Source organism: uncultured Ruegeria sp., assembly GCF_947489545.1.
Classification (GTDB): domain Bacteria; phylum Pseudomonadota; class Alphaproteobacteria; order Rhodobacterales; family Rhodobacteraceae; genus Ruegeria.
The window spans coordinates 102,745-121,788 of the sequence record NZ_CANLDZ010000009.1; the positions used below are offsets into that span (position 1 = coordinate 102,745).

The window sequence follows — 19,044 nt, forward strand, 5'->3', positions numbered from 1 at the left end:
GCGCCGAGACTTTGTGTACACGGCCTCATGCCACTATGTAGGTGACAGTTGGTGGCAAGTCCACAGCCCCAGCTATGAGAAAGGATAGCGCAAATGTACCTGTTCTTGGCATTTTTGTTGGTGCCTATCATCGAAATCGCTCTGTTCATTCAAGTTGGCGGGTTGATCGGTCTTTGGCCTACGCTTGCGATTGTAGTCCTGACAGCGGTTTTGGGCACCGTTCTGGTTCGGACACAAGGTCGCATGGCACTGGGACAATTGCAGCGTTCATTTGCCGAACTTGATGATCCGACCGAGCCGCTTGCCCACGGCGCCATGATCCTGCTGTCGGGGGCATTGCTACTGACGCCGGGCTTTTTCACAGACGCAGTTGGGTTTGCCCTGTTGATCCCGAGCTTCAGGATGGCGGTTTTTCGCTATCTGAAATCCAAAGTCAAAGTCACTCAGTTTCAGATGGGTCCAGGCCCTGGCTTTCAAAACACCAAAGCCCCGTTTGGTCAGGGTGACGTGATTGACGGAGAATTCACCGAGGTTCGGCCCAGAAAAAACCCTTCAAAGCCGTCCAAATGGGTAGAAGGCCCGCCCGAGCATTGAGGTGTCGCGCCCAACTTGCTAAGCAGTGGCGATTTTTACATTTGGAGTAGATCCATGGCCGAAGAAAACGCTGCAGAAAACACTGCGGCACCATCCGCCCCGCAGGTTCAGATGCGTGTTTTGGGGCAGTTCATCCGGGATATGTCGTTTGAGAACGTGATGGCTCAAAAAGGCGTGTCCGGCGATGTTCAGCCCGAAATCGCCGTTCAGGTGAACCTTGATGCCAAGAAGCGCCCGACCGATAATCAATACGAAGTGTCGATCAAGCTGAACCTGAAATCTAAGGCCAAAGGTCTGGAAGACGTGCTGTTCCTTTGCGAGCTTGACTACTGCGGTCTGTTCCACATCGAAGGTGTGCCAGAGGATCAACTGCATCCGTTCCTGATGATCGAATGCCCGCGGATGTTGTTCCCATTCCTGCGCCGCATCGTCAGCGATATTACCCGTGACGGTGGCTATCCGCCGGTCAATCTGGACAATATCGACTTTGTCAGCCTGTATCGCAATGAGCTGGGGCGCCGCCAGGCGCAGCAGGCGCAAAGCGCTGACGCTTAAGGTTTTCATCCGCGCCTGACCGGATCAGGCGCGGGTCCAAAGGGCGTTTTCGCCCAGCTTCTCAACAAAAGTCTCATGCGCTGCTTGCTCATCTTCGGTAATTCGGGATGGCAGTGCCGTTGCGCGCGGGGATGGTCGCCAGTCATCACCGCCACCTGCGGCTGTCGAACCCGATGCAGACAGGCCAAAATCGGGTTGCCGCCCGCCGATCAGCTCCAGATACACCTCGGCCAGAATTTCAGAGTCGAGCAAAGCGCCATGCAATACCCGGTTCGAGTTATCGATGTTGAACCGCCGGCACAGAGCATCCAGCGACGCGGGCGAGCCCGGAAAGCGCTTGCGCGCAATCGCCAGCGTGTCGAGCGCCTGATCCATCGGCAGCGGCGGCAGGCCCATCCAGCCAAGTTCGGCGTTCAGGAACTTCATATCGAACGACGCATTGTGGATCACCAGTTTCGCGTCGCCAACAAAATCGCGGAATCCCTGACCCACTTTGGCGAAGACCGGCTTGTCTTTCAGGGTCACCTGACCTTTTTCAATCGGGCGCGGTGGCTCCAGAAGGTCGGGTCCAATGCCGTGAACGCCAAACGCCTCTTCGGGCATGGATCGTTCCGGGTTGATATAGACATGATAAGTTTCGCCGGTGGCCACGTGGTTCCACAGCTCAACCGCGCCGATCTCTACAATCCGATCACCGCTTTCGGGGTCAAATCCCGTGGTTTCGGTATCGAGTACAATCTCACGCATCTGCCAATCCCGCCCGTATCTGCCTGACCACATCCTGCACCTGTGCGCGGGCATGGTCCAGCGTGTCGGTGACAATCACATAATCCGACCGCGCAGATTTTTCGTCATTTGGCATCTGTTTGGCGCGGATCTGTTCAAACTGTGCCTCGGTCATCGTTCCACGCTCCATCACACGGCGCGTCTGCTCCTCGGCTGGGATCGATACGCAAGCCACGGCGTCCATTGCCGCGTCACCCCCAGTTTCAAACAACAGTGGGATGTCAAACACCAAAATATCTGCGGTCGTGCTGTCGCGAAATGCGGCCCGATCTGCAGCAACCAGTGGATGCACAATCGTCTCAATGGTTTTCAAGGCTGTCGGATCACCTGAAATAATCTGCTTTAGCGCGTCCCGGTTCACGGCACCATCCGCGACCGCAGACGGAAAGGCAGTTCTCATGGGCTCAACCGCTGCGCCACCTTTTGAATACAGCCGGTGAACGGCATCATCCGCATCCCAAAGCGCACATCCTTCGTCGACAAACATTTGTGCTGTGGTGCTTTTGCCCATTCCAATGGACCCAGTCAGACCCAAGGCGAAGCTCATGCCAAAGCAGCAGTGCGGGTGTCTGCGTCTACGTCAGGGCGAATTCCAAACCAGCGCTCGAATCCAGGTACGGCTTGGTGCAACAGCATTCCCAATCCGTCGACCGTGGTGCATCCAGCATCGTCAGCTGTTTGCAAAAGACGCGTTTTCAAAGGGGTGTAGACCAAATCGGTGACCACAGCACCGGGCTGCAACCCATCCAACGGCACCCGCAATTCCGGCTGGCCCTGCATGCCCAAAGATGTTGTGTTGACCACCAGCTCTGCGTTTTCAATCACGTTACCCGCCTGAACCCAATCGACCACTCTAATGCGCTGGCCGAACTCCTCTTTCAGATGATCCGCTCGGGCCCGGGTTCGATTGGTCAGCAGTATTTCCGGAACTCCGGCATCCGCAAGGGCCTGCAAGACAGCACGCGCCGCGCCTCCGGCGCCAAACACAACGGCCGGGCCATCCGAGGCGCTCCAGTCGGGGGCACCGCTGCGCAGGTTTTCCATGAATCCATATCCATCCGTGTTGTCGGCATGAATTGATCCGTCGTCACGAAACACCAGTGTGTTCGCAGCGCCGATGACCGTCGCCCTGTCCGACGCGTGATCGGCCAGCCGCAACGCAGCCTCTTTATGTGGCACCGTAACGTTTGCGCCGACAAAGCCCGCCTTTGGCAATGTTCGCAAAACGGTCTCCAGATCTACCGGAATCACGTCCATTGGAACATAATGCCCCGGCAAACCATAGGTTTTCAGCCAATGACCATGCAGCTTGGGTGAACGCGAGTGCCCAATGGGATGCCCAATCACACCAGCCAGCGGAACCCGAGTGTCCGTCATTGATCAATCACCCCTTTGAGAGCCAGAAAATTTAGCAGCTCCAGTAAAGGCATACCCAAGACGTTAAAATAGTCCCCGTCAATGGTGGCGAACAGGCGAACGCCTTCTTCTTCCAGCTTGTAAGCCCCGACAGCATGGCGGATGCTGTCCCAATTCCGCGCGACATAATCGTTCAGATATGCATCGGAACTGGCGCGCATGCGAAGACGTACCTGGCCAACATGCCGCCAGATCGGTTCACCATCCTGATAGATCACCGCAGCTGATAGCAGCATGTGCCGTTTGCCCCGCATCATCTTAAGCTGCGCCAACGCCTCTTCTCGCGTATCGGGCTTAGACAACAATCGGCCCTCAAAATCCAGAACCTGATCGCACCCAAGAACCATTAGCCCCGGGTTCTTGTCACTGATCCTGCGCGCCTTCATTTCTGCCAGCGCGTCCGCAACATCGCGGGGCGGGGCATCCTCTGCCAACAGCGCGCGTTTCATGGTATCCTCATCTACGCGCGCGATCTGAACGGTATGAGGCACCCCTGCGTTTTCCAGCAGCTGCGTTCGGATTGAAGACCCTGATGCCAGGATGATGGGGACAGACATGTGGACAACCCCGTGCGCAAATCATTGAGAGTTCTGGGGTGCTTTTTATGGTTTTCCGGTTGACACGCAACCCTGGGAGTCTCGCGTCAGACTTCCCCGAGTCGCCCTAAAAAAGTCCAGCAGGGACAAGAATAACTGTGACAAAAGGAACAACTCAAGTTTCCGGAATTACCCAGAGAGTTATCCCCGCTAGAGTGATGGTGTTTTCGTTATAAGCGATTGTTTTAATTGTGTTAAATTTCGTATTAACAGAATCACTTGTGACGAAAAAGATTCTGTCCACCTGGGGAAAACATAGGTGTAAAAAAGTAATCCACTGATTCCGGCCTCCCTACAAAACCATCATCCTTTTTCTTTTCTTATATTTTTATTAGGTAGGTCCCGAACAAAGCCGAGAACCAAAATGACCGATCTTCTTTTCACGCTGTACCCATGGGTGAAGTCGCTTCATATCATGGCCGTCATCTCGTGGATGGCTGGTCTGTTCTATCTTCCCAGATTGTTCGTCTATCACGTCGAAAAAGCGCAGTCTGTCGATGGGGCGCAAGAGATTTTCTTCGAAATGGAGCACAAGCTGCTGCGCGTGATTATGGGACCCGCAAGTATCGTGGCCTGGGTGTGCGGATTGATCATGGTCTTTACTCCTGGCATCGTCGGCTGGGACTACAGCTGGCCCTGGGTCAAAGGCGCAGCTGTGATCGGCATGACGTGGTTTCATCATTGGCTGATGGCACGGCGTAAAGACTTCTTAGAGGGGCGTAACACGCTCACAGGGCGCCAATACCGCATGATGAACGAGGTTCCGACCGTCTTGATGGTAGTGATCGTTCTGGCCGTGATATTGAAATTCTGAGGCCTGTTTGACTCCGACCGCTTTGGCGCTTATGAAAGGCGCAACACGCCCGTCCGGGCGGCGTATCTTCCAAGTTGAAATTCCATTCTGGCGCCGCGATCCCTGCGGCCGAGGTCCGTATCATAATGACTACTGAATCCCTGAATCTGGCTGATCTGAAAGCCAAAAGCCCCAAAGACCTTCTGGCCATGGCCGAAGAGCTGGAAATCGAAAACGCCTCGACCATGCGAAAAGGCGAGATGATGTTCCAGATCCTGCGCGAACGCGCGGATGAGGGCTGGGTCGTGGGCGGCGACGGTGTGCTTGAGGTTCTGCAGGATGGGTTCGGCTTTCTGCGGTCGCCCGAGGCGAACTATCTGCCCGGCCCGGATGATATCTATGTCTCGCCGGACATGATCCGCCTGCACTCGCTGCGCACCGGTGACACGGTCGAGGGTGATATCAAAGCCCCTGATGAGAGTGAGCGCTATTTCGCGCTAACCAAAGTTACCAAGATCAATTTTGAAGAGCCCGAGAAAGCCAAGCACAAAGTCGCTTTTGACAACCTGACACCGCTCTATCCGGATGAGCGTCTGAAGATGGAGATCGAAGACCCGACCATCAAGGACAAATCGGCCCGCGTGATTGACTTGGTCTCACCCATTGGGAAAGGCCAGCGGTCGCTGATCGTGGCACCTCCACGGACCGGTAAAACGGTCATCCTGCAAAATATCGCGCATTCGATCGAACAGAACCATCCGGAGTGCTACCTGATCGTTCTGCTGATCGACGAACGCCCGGAAGAGGTGACCGACATGCAGCGTTCGGTGAAGGGTGAGGTTGTTTCTTCTACCTTCGACGAACCGGCGACGCGCCACGTGGCCGTGTCTGAGATGGTGATCGAAAAAGCCAAGCGTTTGGTCGAACATAAACGAGATGTTGTTATTCTTCTCGATTCAATCACAAGACTTGGTAGAGCTTTTAACACAGTAGTCCCATCTTCGGGTAAAGTTCTGACTGGTGGTGTGGATGCAAACGCCCTGCAACGACCCAAGCGTTTCTTTGGTGCGGCACGGAATATCGAAGAGGGTGGTTCGCTGACCATCATCGCCACCGCTCTGATCGACACTGGTAGCCGAATGGACGAAGTGATCTTTGAAGAATTCAAAGGCACCGGTAACTCGGAAATCGTGCTTGATCGCAAGATCGCAGACAAGCGCGTGTTCCCTGCGATCGACATCCTCAAATCCGGTACCCGGAAAGAGGACCTGCTGGTCGATAAGGGCGATCTGGCCAAGACCTTTGTTCTGCGCCGCATCCTCAACCCGATGGGCACCACCGACGCGATTGAGTTCCTGTTGTCCAAGTTGAAACAGACCAAGACGAACGGTGAGTTCTTCGATTCGATGAATACCTGACACAGGTCTTAACCGACGCGAGGCCTTCGAATGGATACGATCTTCGCCTTGGCCAGCGCGCAAGGCAAAGCCGGAGTGGCCGTCATTCGATTGTCTGGCCCGCACGCGCATCATGCTGCAGCCACTCTTACTGGCGGAAAGTTGTCTGCCAGAGGTATGAAGCTGTGTACGCTTCGTGACCCGTCTGGGTCACGTTTAGATGATGGGCTGGTTCTGACCTTCCAGGCACCCGCAAGCTTTAGCGGCGAAGATGTGGCCGAACTGCAGATCCACGGAAGTACGGCTTCAGTAAACGCTGTGCTGCGGTGTCTGTCCGAGGCGGATGGCCTGCGCTTGGCAAACCCCGGTGAGTTCACACGTCGGGCCTTGGAAAACGGTAAGATGGATCTGACGCAGGTCGAAGGACTTGCGGATCTGATTGACGCCGAAACTGAGGCGCAGCGGAAGCAGGCCCAGACCATTCTTGCCGGTAAGCTGGGCGGGCTGGCGGAACGATGGCGACGCGATTTGATATGTGCAGCCTCTCTGTTGGAAGCGGTCATCGACTTTGCTGATGAGGAGGTTCCAACAGATGTGACACCCGAAGTACATGATCTTGTATCGGGTGTCATGACCGATCTGAAACGCGAGGCGGCCGGTGTTAAGATAGCCGAACGGATCCGAACCGGGTTTGAAGTTGCCATTGTTGGTCTGCCGAATGCAGGAAAATCCACATTGTTGAATGCATTGGCCGGGCGTGAAGCGGCGATTACATCTGAATACGCGGGAACGACCCGGGATGTCATCGAAGTCCGAATGGATCTGGCGGGATTGCCGGTGACTTTGTTGGACACGGCAGGATTGCGGGACACCCAGGACTATGTAGAAAACCTGGGAATCGAGCTGGCCAGAAAGCGCGCCGAGGCGGCAGACCTTCGGGTGTTCTTGACGGAATCACCAAAGGAACTGGGTGTTCCAATGCAAGACGGTGACATCCAGGTTTTGCCCAAAGCAGACCTGCGAGCAGAGTCAGACGGTGGCATCTCTGGTAAGACGGGGCAGGGTATCGATACGCTGATATCCCAGATTTCGTATATACTCGGTCATAGATATACTAGCCATGGTATCGCCACACGCGAACGTCATCGTGTTGCGATTGTTAAAGCTGTCGATGCTCTTGGATCAGCAATGGCGGTTCTGGAATCAGGCCCAGACTTGTATGATATCGCAGCGGAAGAGCTGCGAACTGCGATCCGGGCCCTTGAATCTCTGGTCGGAAGAATAGATGTCGAAACCCTGTTGGATGAAATCTTCTCCAGCTTTTGTCTCGGTAAGTGAGGAGTGTTTCACGTGAAACATTCAAATTTCGATGTGGTTGTGATTGGTGCAGGTCATGCGGGCACCGAAGCTGCGCATGCGGCCGCGAGAATGGGTGCGGCCACAGCTCTGGTAACGCTGTCGGCGGCAGATATCGGTGTTATGTCCTGTAACCCGGCGATCGGAGGACTGGGAAAAGGGCACCTGGTGCGAGAGATTGATGCACTGGATGGTGTCATGGGCCGAGTTGCGGATCGTGCGGGTATCCAGTTTCGCTTGTTGAATCGCCGGAAGGGACCTGCCGTTCAAGGACCGCGCACGCAAGCGGACCGGTCGTTGTACAAGGCAGCGATGCAACAGGAAACGCAGAGCCAGGAACATCTTTCGGTGATCACTGGCGAAGTCGTTGATTTTCTGATGGATGGTGATCGCGTTGTAGGAGTGAAGCTAGGCGACGACTCAGAGATTCCGGCACGTGCTGTCATCCTGACATCCGGCACCTTTCTGCGCGGCGTTATCCATATCGGCGACATTTCTCGCCCAGGTGGCCGTATGGGGGACCGCCCCTCTGTCAAGCTAGCCGAGCGTCTGGACGGCTATAAACTTCGCATGGGGCGGCTCAAAACTGGTACTCCACCGCGTCTGGACGGCCGAACAATTGACTGGTCCGATCTGGCTCGTCAGGACGGTGACGACGAACCGACACTGTTCTCGTTCCTTTCCACATCGGTTATTGCGCCGCAAATCGCTTGCGGAATCACACACACGAACGAACGCACACACGAAATCATCGAAAAGAACCTGGCCAAATCTGCGATGTATGGCGGTCATATCGATGGCGTAGGGCCAAGATATTGTCCTTCGATCGAAGACAAGATCGTTCGGTTTGCCGACAAGGACTCTCATCAGGTCTTCCTCGAACCCGAAGGCGTCAACGATCATACGATTTACCCAAACGGTATTTCGACCTCTTTGCCACAGGATGTTCAGCTAGATTATGTGCGCTCGATCAAAGGGCTTGAAAAAGCTGATATTCTGCAACCAGGATATGCCATTGAGTACGATTACGTAGACCCGCGCGTGCTGACCGCGTCCTTGTCGCTGCCGGAGATCCCGGGACTATATCTTGCGGGTCAAATCAACGGAACAACAGGATATGAGGAGGCGGCGGCCCAAGGTATGGTAGCGGGCCTGAATGCTGCGCTGGAAGTTCATGCCCGCGAACCTGCTCACTTCACTCGGGCGGACAGTTATATTGGCGTTATGATCGATGACCTGACGACACGTGGTGTTGCTGAACCCTACCGCATGTTCACCTCTCGGGCCGAGTTCCGCCTGTCGTTGCGCGCGGACAATGCCGATCAACGCCTAACACCACTTGGCCTGAATCTGGGGTGCGTAGGCGCGACCCGACGATCTCATTTTGAAAAGAAAATGCACCAACTTGATGCAGTAAAATCAAGACTGACCGACCGAACTTACACACCAAAAGAGGTGCGGTCCGCAGGTATTAATATCAATCAGGATGGGAATCGTCGCGACGGTATGGCGATCCTGGCATTCCCGGATGTTTCTTTTGATGGGTTGCTGCCTTTGATTCCTGATCTTCACGATGTTGAACCAGGAATCCGCCTGCAAGTCGAGCGTGATGCACTTTATGCGAACTACATTGCCCGACAACAAAGGGATGTCGACGCAATGAAGCGCGACGAAGCTTATGTAATCCCGCGGGCATTTGACTATTTCGCGCTGGATGGATTGTCATCAGAGATGAAGCAGAAGCTTTCTCAGGCCAAGCCAGAGAACATCGCGCAGGCCAGTCGGGTGGAGGGGGTTACGCCGGCTGCCCTAACACTGGTTCTTGCCAAACTTCGCAAAGAAGCCAGGCGCGCATGACACCCGAGTGTTCTCTTTTTAAGGATTTGAATGTTTCACGTGAAACATTTTCCCGGCTCACAACATACGTCGATTTGGTAAAGCGATGGAATCCCAAGATCAATCTGGTCTCTCGAAACAGCCTGTCGGAAATCTGGGAGCGTCACATCCGTGATTCCGCTCAGGTTTACAGATCTGCTGATGAATTTAAAAGCTGGGTGGATCTTGGCAGTGGCGGCGGTTTCCCGGGGATGGTTTGCGCCATAATGGCAGCTGATGAATCGCCGCGAGCACGTTTTTCGCTTGTAGAAAGCGATCAAAGAAAATCCGCGTTTCTACGCAGTGTTGCGCGGGAATGTGGCCTTGATTGCAAAGTCATTTCCAAGCGAATCGAGGCTGTTGATGGGCTGGACGCAGATATCATATCAGCCCGGGCTTTGGCAGATCTGCGCACGTTATTGTCTTTTTGTGACAGGCATTTAAGTAAGAATGGGACAGCTTTGTTGCCGAAAGGCGCAAACTGGAAAAAAGAGCTAGGCGAAGCGCGCGAGGAATGGAATTTCGACGCGGAGCCGATTACAAGTTTAACTGAACCCCAGGCCGTTATCCTTAAGATCAAAGGAGTATCACGTGGTTGATCTGTCTCGTCCTTCAGGGCCTCGTATTATTGCGGTAGCCAATCAGAAGGGCGGGGTTGGAAAAACGACGACGGCGATCAATCTGGCAGCCGGTTTGGCTGAAGCTGGCTGCAGGGTTTTGGTGGTTGATCTTGATCCACAGGGAAACGCATCAACCGGCTTGGGTGTAGAGGATCGGGATTGGACCACTTATGATCTGATCCTTGATGACGCGCCGCTTGAGGCGGTTGTACAGGAAACGGAAATCGGCGGCTTATATGTTGTTCCGGCGACTGTGGATCTGAGCTCGGCTGATATTGAGCTCATTTCGAATGAAAAACGCAGCTATCTTTTGCATGATGCATTGCGCCAAACCGCAATCGATCCATTTGAGCTGGATTTTGTCCTGATTGATTGCCCGCCATCGCTGAACCTGTTGACCGTGAACGCAATGGTCGCGGCCCATTCCATACTGGTTCCGCTGCAAAGTGAATTCTTTGCTTTGGAAGGGCTTTCGCAACTCATGCTCACGATTCGAGAGGTGCGGCAGACCGCAAATCCGGACCTGAGAATCGAAGGTGTTGTGTTGACCATGTATGACAACCGCAACAACTTGTCCCGCCAGGTCGAAAAGGATGCACGTGACAATCTGGGAGAGATGGTCTTTAAGACCAAGATACCCAGAAATGTGCGGGTCAGCGAAGCGCCGTCTTATGCGCTGCCAGTTTTGCAATATGACTCGGGCTCGCTTGGAGCGATGGCTTATCGGCATCTGGCACGCGAGGTCATGCACAAGAACAATAAAGCCGCCGCCTGAGCGGTAGTGAGGAGGGCGACGTGAGCGCCAAAAAGACAAAACCAAGGGGCTTGGGGCGCGGGTTGTCTGCCCTAATGGCCGATGTCACGCAGGATTCCGAGGGGCGCTTGCCGACGACGTCGCGGCGCCCTGACCTGAATGTTCCGATTGAAAAGCTGCGCGCCAACCCAAACCAACCACGCCGGACCTTTATGCCCGAGCAGCTGGATGAACTGGCAGCATCGGTGAAGGAAAAAGGCATCATTCAGCCTTTGATCGTCCGTTCAGTGGGTGGCGGCGCGTACGAGATCGTAGCGGGCGAACGTCGCTGGCGCGCTGCGCAAATGGCACAACTGCATGAAATCCCTGTAATCGTTCGTGAATTTGACGACACCGAGGTTCTGGAAGTCGCGATTATCGAAAACATTCAGCGGGCAGATCTGAATGCAGTGGAAGAGGCGGCAGGCTACAAACAGCTTATGGACCGCTTTGGCCACACTCAAGAAAAGCTTGCCGAAGCGCTGGGAAAAAGCCGAAGCCATATCGCCAACCTTCTGCGCCTGCTTTCGCTGCCAATGGATGTGCAGTCGCTTGTGATCCAAGGGAAATTATCTGCCGGGCACGCAAGGGCTTTGATCACCGCAGAGAATCCGTCAGAGCTGGCCAAGATCATCGTTCGCGATGGTTTGTCGGTGCGTGCGACGGAAAGCCTGGTTAAAAAACAGCAACAAGGCGAAGTAGATCGCCCAACACCTCGGTCCAGAAACCTGGATTCGGGGAAGGATGCGGATACGCGCGCCTTGGAAAAGGATTTGTCAGCCATCCTGGCGATGAAAGTGACAATCAATCACAAGCCCGGTACGGAAACGGGGCAGGTGATGCTGACCTATGAAAACCTGGACCAGCTTGACGATCTTTGCGCCAAGCTCAGCCGTTAGGGCGGGTCCAGATAAAGACCATAACGCCCGACAAGACGATGGCCTGAATGATCAGTACGTGATTTGGCGCCGACATCACGACGGACAGTCCAAACACGGCGGCAACGGAAACAGTTGCCGCTTTTTTTGCACCGGGTCGAATTGCGCCCGAGTTTTGCCAATCCTGGATCATTGGGCCAAATACCCGGTGGCTGAGCAGCCAATTGTGCAGCCTGGACGAAGAGCGGGCGAAAAAGAACGCGGCCAGTAAAAGAAAAGGGACCGTTGGCAACAGTGGTAGCACGATTCCGATCACGGCCAGTGCGACACACAGCAATCCCAGCGCGGCCCAAAGATAATGCATGCGCTACCCTAATAGCTCTCGGATGACAGCGTTCAGAAGAGCGCGCCCGTCCTTGGTTGCAATAAGCCTGCCGTCTTGATGCTTGATCATGCCCATTTCAGAAAGCTCATCAATTTTTGAAGCAGATAAAGAATCTCCTGATAGCTGCTCGAACCTGTCTATATATAGACCTTCGGATAACCTCATACACATCATAAGGTATTCATTGGCCTGGTCCTGAGAAGAAAGTACGCTGCGTTCCTTTTCACCCGACCCTGAAGCAGAGGCAGTCAGCCACCCAATCGGAGACAGGTAGGTCTCGGTTGCAAATTTGCGATCATCCAGAGTGATCCGGCCGTGTGCACCCGGCCCAATGCCGACGTAATCGCCATAGCGCCAATAGATCAGATTGTGCTGCGACTCGGCCCCGGCGCGCGCATGATTGGAGACTTCGTAAGCCGGCAACCCATGGGCTTCGCAAATATCTTGTGTGGCTAGATACATGTCAGCTGCACTGTCGTCTTCTGGCAGGCCGCGCAGTTTGCCAACGGCGTAGCGGTCTCCAAAGGCTGTCCCGTTCTCAATCGTCAGTTGATATAGCGACAAGTGATCCACCGCCATGGACAGAGCTTCGGTCAACTCAGAGCACCAGGCATCCAGTGTTTGGTGCTGTCGTGCGTAGATCAGGTCAAAGCTGACGCGATCAAAGCAGTTGCGGGCAATGTCAAAGGCTGCTCGTGCTTCGGCCACTGTATGAATGCGCCCCAACCGACGCAGATCATCGTCGTTCAGCGCCTGAACGCCCATCGAAATACGATTGACACCGGCGTCGCGATAGGCAGCGAACCGGCTGGCTTCGACGGATCCGGGGTTGGCCTCGAGAGTGATTTCCATGTCATTGGAAGGGCGCCAGAGTGCGCGGGCTTCATCAAGTACCGCAGCCACGGTTTCCGGTGCCATCAACGACGGCGTACCTCCGCCAAAGAAGATGGTGTTCAATACCCGGTCCGGCGTTTCCGCTGCAGATCTCTTTAGCTCACTCAGATAGGATGTAAGCCATTGTTTTTGATTAATATTACGTGATACATGGCTGTTGAAGTCGCAATAGGGGCACTTGGCCTCGCAAAAGGGCCAGTGCACGTACAGGCCAAAGCCCCCGTTGCGCCAATCATCTGCCAAAACAGCCTTTCACGAACATCTCCATTGCGCGACCGCGATGGCTGATCTTGTTCTTTTCCCATCGATCCATCTCGGCAAAGGTAATGTCGTGACCGTCGGGGACAAACATTGGGTCATAGCCAAACCCATCTTTACCGCGAATAGGCCAGACGAGGTGACCGGGGGCGATGCCCTCGAACACTTCGTCATGGCCGTCGGGCCATGCTAAAACCAATGTGCTACGGAACTGTGCGGTACGTGGATGCGCTGCGTTCCTGGCTTCAAGTTCGTTGTGGGCACGGGTCATCGCCATCAGGAAATCCCGGCCATTGCCGGTTTCGGCCCAGTCAGCGGTGTAAACGCCCGGCGCGCCGTTCAGCGCATCGATGGTGATCCCGGAATCGTCCGACAGGGCAGGCAGGCCGGTGGCCTTCGCAGCGGCATGTGCCTTGATCCGGGCATTGCCGACGAAAGTATCCTCGGTTTCCTCCGGCTCGGGCAAGTTCATATCACCAGCGCCAACAACACTTACGCCAAAAGGCTCAAGCAGATGCGCCATTTCCTCAAGCTTGCCGTTGTTATGCGTGGCCACCAACAGCCTGTCACCGTCGAACTTGCGGGTCATGCGGCGGCGGCCTTTTGCGCGGCAACCAATTCGCCGACGCCTTTTTCAGCCAGATCCATCAGTTGGTTCATCTGATCACGGCTAAAGACCGAGCCTTCGGCGCTCATCTGCACTTCGATCAGCTTTTTTGTGCCGGTCATGATGAAGTTACCATCAACACCCGCTTCACTGTCTTCGGGATAGTCCAAGTCGAGCACTGGCTGACCGGCATAGATACCGCAGGACACGGCAGCCACCGGATCGACCAGCGGGTCCGAAATCACATCACCTGTTTTCATCAATTTGTTCACCGCCAGACGCAGCGCGACCCAGCCGCCGGTGATCGAGGCACAACGGGTGCCGCCGTCGGCCTGGATCACATCGCAATCCACGGTGATCTGACGCTCACCCAGCGCAACCCGGTCCACGCCCGCGCGCAAGGACCGGCCGATCAGTCGTTGGATTTCCACAGTGCGACCACCTTGCTTGCCACTGGCTGCTTCGCGCCGCATTCGCGTGTTGGTTGCGCGGGGCAGCATGCCGTATTCGGCAGTGACCCAACCTAGCCCTGACCCCTTGATGAACGGTGGTACGCGATCCTCGATTGTGGCGGTGCACAGCACATGAGTGTCACCCATTTTGATCAGGCAGGAACCTTCGGCATGTTTGGTGAAACCGGTCTCAATTGAAACCGCGCGCATTTCGTTTAGATCACGTCCTGAGGGTCGCATTGGAAATCCTTTGTTTGCTGGGTTGGGGATAACGCCCCGTAGCGTTACGATGCAACCCCGATTGACCTTTCGTATGCCTGCTATTTAATGACAATCCAGCAAGGGATTGCCGATGAGCGAAGCGAGCAAAATTCTGGACGAGATGAATGACCGGTCCCGCGAGGTGTTCCGACTGATCGTCGAAAGCTATCTGGACAGCGGCGAACCGGTCGGCAGCCGCACCTTGACGCGCACCCTGTCGGAAAAGGTCAGCGCCGCGACCGTGCGCAATGTCATGCAAGATCTGGAGTTTCTGGGGCTGCTCGACAGCCCTCATATCAGCGCCGGCCGAATACCGACCCAGCAGGGACTGCGGATGTTCGTGGATGGGTTGCTGGAAGTCGGAGATCTGGGCGCGGATGATCGTCAAAAGCTGGACGACACGCTTGGCGGCAATGCCGGTGATGTTGGCGGAATGCTGGATCGGGTAGGATCGGCCCTGTCACACGTGACCCATGGGGCGTCCCTTGTTCTCACGCCCAAGCAAGAATCCGAGATTAAGCACATCGAATTTGTTGCACTTGCTCATGATCGCGCTTTGGTGGTTTTGGTTTTTGCTGACGGGCACGTGGAAAACCGCCTCTTCACGCCGCCGCCCGGCCAAACGCCTAGTTCCATGCGCGAGGCGGCGAATTTCCTGAATGCGCTGATCGAGGGCCGGACCCTCAGCGAAGTACGTCGTCAGATGCAAACCCAGATAACCGCCCGCCGCCAAGAGATCGATGTCCTGGCCCGCGAAATGGTTGATAGCGGAATGGCGGCCTGGGACGGAGATGGATCAGATTCCGCTCGCCTGATCGTCCGGGGGCGGGCGAATCTGCTGGGTGATCCGGGTGAAGCAGAAGAACTGGACCGTATTCGCACGTTATTTGACGACCTAGAACGCAAGCGTGACATTGCCGAATTCCTTGAATTGACCGAAGAAGGTGAAGGTGTGCGCATTTTTATTGGGTCTGAGAACAAACTTTTCTCACTTTCGGGTTCCTCTTTGGTGGTGTCTCCATATATGAACGCTGATCGTAAGATAATCGGTGCGGTCGGGGTCATCGGGCCCACACGTCTGAATTACGGACGGATCGTGCCGATCGTGGATTATACGGCGCAACTGGTTGGCAAGCTGATATCCGACCGGAGCTAGAGGTTAAGAAATGGCAGAGCCCAAGAACGAAGATTTTCTGGACGACATCGCAACCGCCGAGGCGGAAGAGCTGGCGGATGAATTTGCAGAAATCAGCGATGACGCGCTGGAGCTTGATGAGCTGCGCGCCGAGCGCGATGAATATAAAGACAGATTCATGCGCGCGCTGGCGGACGCGGAAAACGCCCGAAAGCGGGGCGACAAGGCGCGTCGGGATGCTGAGCAATATGGCGGATCGAAACTGGCGCGCGACATGTTGCCGGTTTACGACAACATGAAACGCGCCCTGGAAGCCGCGACCGACGAGCAGAAAGAAGTCGCTGGCGCCCTGCTGGAAGGCGTTGAGCTGACCATGCGCGCCCTTAAGGACGTGTTCCAAAAACATGGGATCGAAGTGATCACACCCCAGGTCGGCGATCGGTTTGATCCTAATATGCACGAAGCGATGTTCGAAGCGCCTTTGCCCGGCACCCGTGCCGGAGATATCATTCAAGTGTCGGCCGAAGGCTTCATGTTGTACGACCGCCTGCTGCGCCCGGCGCAGGTTGGCGTTTCATCCATGCCTGCAAGCTGATTGGCTTCTTGAAGCCAAGCCTTCGGCGAGAGTATTTTTGAAAAGATGAAGGGGCGGTCAGGGTTTGGCCGCCTCTTTCAATTTGTAGATCAGGTCGAGCGCTTCGCGTGGGGACAGCTCATCCGGTAAAATGTCATCCAGCATATCCGTGACGGGTGACGATTTGGGTGTCGGGGGCGGTGGCGGCGCTGCGGCCGAAAACAGGGGCAGGTCATCGATCAATGCCTTTTGCTTGCCGCCCTCTCTTTCGGTTTTTTCCAACTGGTCGAGAACAATGCGGGCGCGGTCGACCACGGAAGCAGGTAGGCCAGCCAATTGGGCCACCTGAACCCCATAAGACCGATCAGCGGCCCCTTTGTGGACTTCATGTAGGAAGATGACCTCGCCTTCCCATTCCTTAACGGCAACTGTGGCGTTTTCGACGCCCTCCAGCTTTCCGGCTAGCGCTGTCAGTTCGTGGTAGTGGGTGGCAAACAGGGCACGGCATTGGTTTGCCGCGTGTAGATGTTCCAGCGTGGCCCAGGCGATTGACAGGCCGTCATAAGTGGCCGTTCCGCGACCGATTTCATCCAATATGACCAAAGCGTGCTTATCAGCCTGATTCAGGATCGCGGCTGTCTCGACCATTTCAACCATGAAGGTCGAGCGTCCTCGTGCCAGGTCGTCTGACGCGCCGACGCGGCTGAATAACTGGCTGACAACACCGATATGCGCCTGCTCTGCAGGAACGTAGCTGCCCATTTGGGCGAGCAGTGCGATCAGTGCATTTTGGCGCAGGAAGGTTGATTTACCGGCCATGTTCGGCCCGGTTAGAAGCCAGACGGCAGATCCTGCGTCCGTACTTAGATCACAGTCGTTGGCGACGAAGGCATCACCGCTTTGCTGGCGCAGCGCGTGTTCGACGACCGGATGGCGCCCACCCCGTACGTCAAATGCACGCGAAGCGTCGACATGCGGACGGCACCAGTTTTCACCCCGCGCCAGATCGGCCAGTCCGGCGGTCAGGTCCAGCTCAGCTAACCCGCGGGCGGCTTGGTTCAGATGTGCTGCTCTGGCTAAAATCTCGCCAGAAAGCCTTTGGTAGAGCCGTTTTTCGATTTCTAACGCCAGATTTCCTGCATTCAGGATACGCGTTTCGATCTCAGACAGTTCTACCGTTGTGAACCGCACTTGGTTGGCGGTGGTTTGACGGTGGATATAGGTTTCACTGAACGGTAGGTTCAGCATTTTTTGCGCATGCGTTGCCGTGGTTTCGATAAAATAGCCCAGCACGTTGTTGTGCTTGATTTTCAGCGAAGTGATGCCAGTGTCCGCTGCGTATTTCTGCTGGAAGCCAGCGATGACCGAACGGCCCTCGTCACGCAATGTGCGGGCCTCGTCCAGTTCGGCGTCAAGGCCGGGGGCAATGAAACCGCCATCTCGGGTCAGCAACGGGGGTTCTGCCACGAGCGCTTCGTCCAGCAAAGCCAGAAGATCATCGAATCCAACCAGGTTTTGCGCGGCGGTCGCGAGCAAGACCGGCAGATCGTGATCAGAGCAAAGCGCCGCAATGGCAGAAGCCTGCGTCAGGCCATTGCGAATGGCGGCCAGATCACGCGGGCCGCCGCGGTCCAGCGAAAGGCGGGACAGGGCGCGGTCTAAGTCAGGGGTTTTGCGCAGGGCTTCGTGCAGGTCCGAAGAAATCAGGCTGTCTTCGGCGGCAAATGCAACCGCGTCCAGTCGCCCGTTGATGATATCCAGACTGCGCGATGGGCTGGACAAGCGCTGCTCCAGCAAGCGTGCGCCGCCCGGTGTGACAGTACGATCCACCACTGACAGCAGCGACCCAGCGCGACCGCCAGATAGCGACCGGGTCAGTTCCAGATTGCGCCGTGTGGCGGCATCGATCTGGACAACGCGGTCCTCGGATTCTTTCAACGGCGTTTGCAGCAGGGGCAGTTTGCCCTTCTGCGTAATCTCGAGATAGTCGATCAGCGCGCCCATTGCGGATACTTCGGCGCGACTGAAATTCCCGAATGCGTCCAGAGCGCCCACGTGAAACAGCCCGCAAATGCGTTTTTCTGCCGCCGTGCTGTCGAAGCTGGCGCGTCCCACTGGGGTCAGCGAAATGCCGAGATCGCGAACTGGTTCCCGCAAGGTTTGCTCGGACCCATCGGCCACAATCAGCTCGGATGGCGCCAACCGTGCCAACTCAGGGCTTAGCCGAACCGAGGTCAATGACATCACGTGAAACGCTCCGGTTGAGATATCGGCCCAGGCCAGCGCGGCGTCCTCCCGAACTTCGGAATACGCAGCCAGAAAGTTATGCCGCCGCGCCTCTAGCAGAGCGTCTTCGGTCAGTGTGCCAGGGGTTACCAAACGCACAACATCCCTCTTTACGACTGATTTAGAGCCTCTTTTCTTTGCTTCAGCCGGGCTTTCCATCTGCTCACAAACAGCGACACGAAACCCTTTGCGGATCAGCGTCAGCAAATAGCCTTCGGCGGCATGAACCGGCACGCCGCACATCGGAATGTCGTTACCATTGTGCTTGCCGCGCTTGGTCAGGGCGATGTCCAGCGCCTCGGCGGCGTTGACCGCGTCTTCAAAAAACATCTCGTAGAAGTCGCCCATACGGTAGAACAGCAGGGCGTCTGCATGGGCTTCTTTGATCGCGAGATATTGCGCCATCATCGGCGTGACTGTGGACAAGGCTGATCCCTTCAGGCGTATTCCGGTCGCGACCTTACAAACCCCCTATCCGCTGTGAAAGGTGAAAACGTATTGTCGTTGAGGCGCGCACCGGCCTGCGCTATGAC

General features: G+C 55.7%; 20 protein-coding genes. 11 read left to right on the plus strand and 9 right to left on the minus strand.

The annotated features are described in order from the left end of the window. The first annotated feature begins 93 nt into the window (after positions 1 to 93). Both Q1B13_RS13950 and secB read left to right on the plus strand, forming a co-directional pair. On the plus strand, positions 94 to 594 hold the full coding sequence (locus tag Q1B13_RS13950) for an FxsA family protein (RefSeq protein WP_299081196.1): 501 nt from the start codon (positions 94 to 96) through the stop codon (positions 592 to 594). Between the two features lie 54 nt (positions 595 to 648). Continuing rightward, a complete protein-coding gene (secB, locus tag Q1B13_RS13955; RefSeq protein ID WP_299081193.1) occupies positions 649 to 1,149 on the plus strand; it encodes a protein-export chaperone SecB in 501 nt (166 codons plus the stop codon). A gap of 24 nt (positions 1,150 to 1,173) precedes the next feature. Here the strand turns inward: secB and dnaQ are convergent, their stop codons facing one another. Genes dnaQ through Q1B13_RS13975 form a run of 4 tightly spaced genes read right to left on the minus strand, consistent with a single transcriptional unit; the run spans position 1,174 to position 3,908 of the window. After that, positions 1,174 to 1,896: a DNA polymerase III subunit epsilon gene (dnaQ, locus tag Q1B13_RS13960; RefSeq protein ID WP_298935868.1), complete on the minus strand. Its 723-nt coding sequence runs from the start codon at positions 1,894 to 1,896 to the stop codon at positions 1,174 to 1,176. Beyond that, positions 1,889 to 2,482 (minus strand): dephospho-CoA kinase, encoded by a 594-nt coding sequence (coaE, locus tag Q1B13_RS13965; RefSeq protein WP_298935869.1) that lies wholly within the window; start codon positions 2,480 to 2,482, stop codon positions 1,889 to 1,891. Before coaE ends, dnaQ begins: the two co-directional genes overlap by 8 nt. After that, complete coding sequence (locus Q1B13_RS13970; protein ID WP_299081189.1) at positions 2,479 to 3,312, minus strand: shikimate dehydrogenase; 834 nt, start codon at positions 3,310 to 3,312, stop codon at positions 2,479 to 2,481. The genes coaE and Q1B13_RS13970 overlap by 4 nt, the downstream gene beginning before the upstream one ends. Beyond that, entirely contained in the window at positions 3,309 to 3,908 is a 600-nt protein-coding gene (locus Q1B13_RS13975; protein ID WP_299081186.1) for a nucleoside triphosphate pyrophosphatase, read from the minus strand. The genes Q1B13_RS13970 and Q1B13_RS13975 overlap by 4 nt, the downstream gene beginning before the upstream one ends. Before the next feature lie 403 nt (positions 3,909 to 4,311). Between Q1B13_RS13975 and Q1B13_RS13980 the strand changes: the two genes are divergently transcribed. The 7 genes from Q1B13_RS13980 (at position 4,312) to Q1B13_RS14010 (ending at position 11,680) form a co-directional block, all read left to right on the plus strand. Continuing rightward, the gene (locus tag Q1B13_RS13980; RefSeq protein ID WP_299081184.1) at positions 4,312 to 4,761 is read left to right on the plus strand and encodes a CopD family protein; all 450 of its coding nucleotides are present in this window, start codon (positions 4,312 to 4,314) and stop codon (positions 4,759 to 4,761) included. A gap of 125 nt (positions 4,762 to 4,886) precedes the next feature. Continuing rightward, positions 4,887 to 6,158: a transcription termination factor Rho gene (gene rho / locus Q1B13_RS13985; RefSeq protein WP_298935873.1), complete on the plus strand. Its 1,272-nt coding sequence runs from the start codon at positions 4,887 to 4,889 to the stop codon at positions 6,156 to 6,158. 30 nt (positions 6,159 to 6,188) lie between these two features. Then, a complete protein-coding gene (mnmE, locus tag Q1B13_RS13990; RefSeq protein ID WP_299081182.1) occupies positions 6,189 to 7,475 on the plus strand; it encodes a tRNA uridine-5-carboxymethylaminomethyl(34) synthesis GTPase MnmE in 1,287 nt (428 codons plus the stop codon). A gap of 12 nt (positions 7,476 to 7,487) precedes the next feature. Further along, positions 7,488 to 9,350: a tRNA uridine-5-carboxymethylaminomethyl(34) synthesis enzyme MnmG gene (gene mnmG, locus Q1B13_RS13995; protein WP_299081179.1), complete on the plus strand. Its 1,863-nt coding sequence runs from the start codon at positions 7,488 to 7,490 to the stop codon at positions 9,348 to 9,350. Then, entirely contained in the window at positions 9,347 to 9,967 is a 621-nt protein-coding gene (gene rsmG / locus Q1B13_RS14000) for a 16S rRNA (guanine(527)-N(7))-methyltransferase RsmG (protein ID WP_299081177.1), read from the plus strand. The genes mnmG and rsmG overlap by 4 nt, the downstream gene beginning before the upstream one ends. Further along, positions 9,960 to 10,763, plus strand: a complete 804-nt coding sequence (locus Q1B13_RS14005; protein ID WP_298935878.1) for an AAA family ATPase — start codon at positions 9,960 to 9,962, stop codon at positions 10,761 to 10,763. Before rsmG ends, Q1B13_RS14005 begins: the two co-directional genes overlap by 8 nt. Positions 10,764 to 10,783: 20 nt before the next feature. Next, a complete protein-coding gene (locus tag Q1B13_RS14010) occupies positions 10,784 to 11,680 on the plus strand; it encodes a ParB/RepB/Spo0J family partition protein (RefSeq protein WP_299081175.1) in 897 nt (298 codons plus the stop codon). On the opposite strand, the gene Q1B13_RS14015 is transcribed toward Q1B13_RS14010, so the two are convergent. Genes Q1B13_RS14015 through rph form a run of 4 tightly spaced genes read right to left on the minus strand, consistent with a single transcriptional unit; the run spans position 11,670 to position 14,495 of the window. Continuing rightward, on the minus strand, positions 11,670 to 12,023 hold the full coding sequence (locus Q1B13_RS14015; protein WP_299081172.1) for a YbaN family protein: 354 nt from the start codon (positions 12,021 to 12,023) through the stop codon (positions 11,670 to 11,672). The two genes, Q1B13_RS14010 and Q1B13_RS14015, sit on opposite strands and share 11 nt — an antisense overlap. 3 nt (positions 12,024 to 12,026) lie before the next feature. Then, a complete protein-coding gene (gene hemW, locus Q1B13_RS14020; protein ID WP_299081170.1) occupies positions 12,027 to 13,181 on the minus strand; it encodes a radical SAM family heme chaperone HemW in 1,155 nt (384 codons plus the stop codon). Beyond that, on the minus strand, positions 13,171 to 13,785 hold the full coding sequence (gene rdgB / locus Q1B13_RS14025) for an RdgB/HAM1 family non-canonical purine NTP pyrophosphatase (RefSeq protein ID WP_298935882.1): 615 nt from the start codon (positions 13,783 to 13,785) through the stop codon (positions 13,171 to 13,173). Before rdgB ends, hemW begins: the two co-directional genes overlap by 11 nt. Next, positions 13,782 to 14,495 carry a ribonuclease PH gene (rph, locus tag Q1B13_RS14030; RefSeq protein WP_298935883.1) on the minus strand — a complete coding sequence of 238 codons (714 nt, stop codon included), beginning with the start codon at positions 14,493 to 14,495 and terminating at the stop codon, positions 13,782 to 13,784. Before rph ends, rdgB begins: the two co-directional genes overlap by 4 nt. Before the next feature lie 112 nt (positions 14,496 to 14,607). Between rph and hrcA the strand changes: the two genes are divergently transcribed. Further along, a complete protein-coding gene (gene hrcA / locus Q1B13_RS14035) occupies positions 14,608 to 15,672 on the plus strand; it encodes a heat-inducible transcriptional repressor HrcA (protein ID WP_298935884.1) in 1,065 nt (354 codons plus the stop codon). 10 nt (positions 15,673 to 15,682) lie between these two features. Continuing rightward, positions 15,683 to 16,246: a nucleotide exchange factor GrpE gene (locus Q1B13_RS14040; protein WP_298935886.1), complete on the plus strand. Its 564-nt coding sequence runs from the start codon at positions 15,683 to 15,685 to the stop codon at positions 16,244 to 16,246. A gap of 57 nt (positions 16,247 to 16,303) precedes the next feature. On the opposite strand, the gene mutS is transcribed toward Q1B13_RS14040, so the two are convergent. Further along, on the minus strand, positions 16,304 to 18,919 hold the full coding sequence (mutS, locus tag Q1B13_RS14045) for a DNA mismatch repair protein MutS (protein WP_299081406.1): 2,616 nt from the start codon (positions 18,917 to 18,919) through the stop codon (positions 16,304 to 16,306). Positions 18,920 to 19,044: the final 125 nt, after the last annotated feature.

What these genes read in the sequence shown, in the direction of transcription:
- Q1B13_RS13980 (WP_299081184.1), top strand. Translation starts at nt 4,312, where the DNA reads ATGACCGATCTTCTTTTCACGCTGTACCCATGGGTGAAGTCGCTTCAT.
- dnaQ (WP_298935868.1), bottom strand. Translation starts at nt 1,896, where the DNA reads ATGCGTGAGATTGTACTCGATACCGAAACCACGGGATTTGACCCCGAA.
- mutS (WP_299081406.1), bottom strand. Translation starts at nt 18,919, where the DNA reads ATGATGGCGCAATATCTCGCGATCAAAGAAGCCCATGCAGACGCCCTG.
- rsmG (WP_299081177.1), top strand. Translation starts at nt 9,347, where the DNA reads ATGACACCCGAGTGTTCTCTTTTTAAGGATTTGAATGTTTCACGTGAA.
- rph (WP_298935883.1), bottom strand. Translation starts at nt 14,495, where the DNA reads ATGCGACCCTCAGGACGTGATCTAAACGAAATGCGCGCGGTTTCAATT.
- Q1B13_RS13970 (WP_299081189.1), bottom strand. Translation starts at nt 3,312, where the DNA reads ATGACGGACACTCGGGTTCCGCTGGCTGGTGTGATTGGGCATCCCATT.
- rdgB (WP_298935882.1), bottom strand. Translation starts at nt 13,785, where the DNA reads ATGACCCGCAAGTTCGACGGTGACAGGCTGTTGGTGGCCACGCATAAC.
- mnmE (WP_299081182.1), top strand. Translation starts at nt 6,189, where the DNA reads ATGGATACGATCTTCGCCTTGGCCAGCGCGCAAGGCAAAGCCGGAGTG.
- hrcA (WP_298935884.1), top strand. Translation starts at nt 14,608, where the DNA reads ATGAGCGAAGCGAGCAAAATTCTGGACGAGATGAATGACCGGTCCCGC.
- Q1B13_RS13975 (WP_299081186.1), bottom strand. Translation starts at nt 3,908, where the DNA reads ATGTCTGTCCCCATCATCCTGGCATCAGGGTCTTCAATCCGAACGCAG.
- coaE (WP_298935869.1), bottom strand. Translation starts at nt 2,482, where the DNA reads ATGAGCTTCGCCTTGGGTCTGACTGGGTCCATTGGAATGGGCAAAAGC.
- secB (WP_299081193.1), top strand. Translation starts at nt 649, where the DNA reads ATGGCCGAAGAAAACGCTGCAGAAAACACTGCGGCACCATCCGCCCCG.
- Q1B13_RS14040 (WP_298935886.1), top strand. Translation starts at nt 15,683, where the DNA reads ATGGCAGAGCCCAAGAACGAAGATTTTCTGGACGACATCGCAACCGCC.
- Q1B13_RS14015 (WP_299081172.1), bottom strand. Translation starts at nt 12,023, where the DNA reads ATGCATTATCTTTGGGCCGCGCTGGGATTGCTGTGTGTCGCACTGGCC.
- rho (WP_298935873.1), top strand. Translation starts at nt 4,887, where the DNA reads ATGACTACTGAATCCCTGAATCTGGCTGATCTGAAAGCCAAAAGCCCC.
- Q1B13_RS13950 (WP_299081196.1), top strand. Translation starts at nt 94, where the DNA reads ATGTACCTGTTCTTGGCATTTTTGTTGGTGCCTATCATCGAAATCGCT.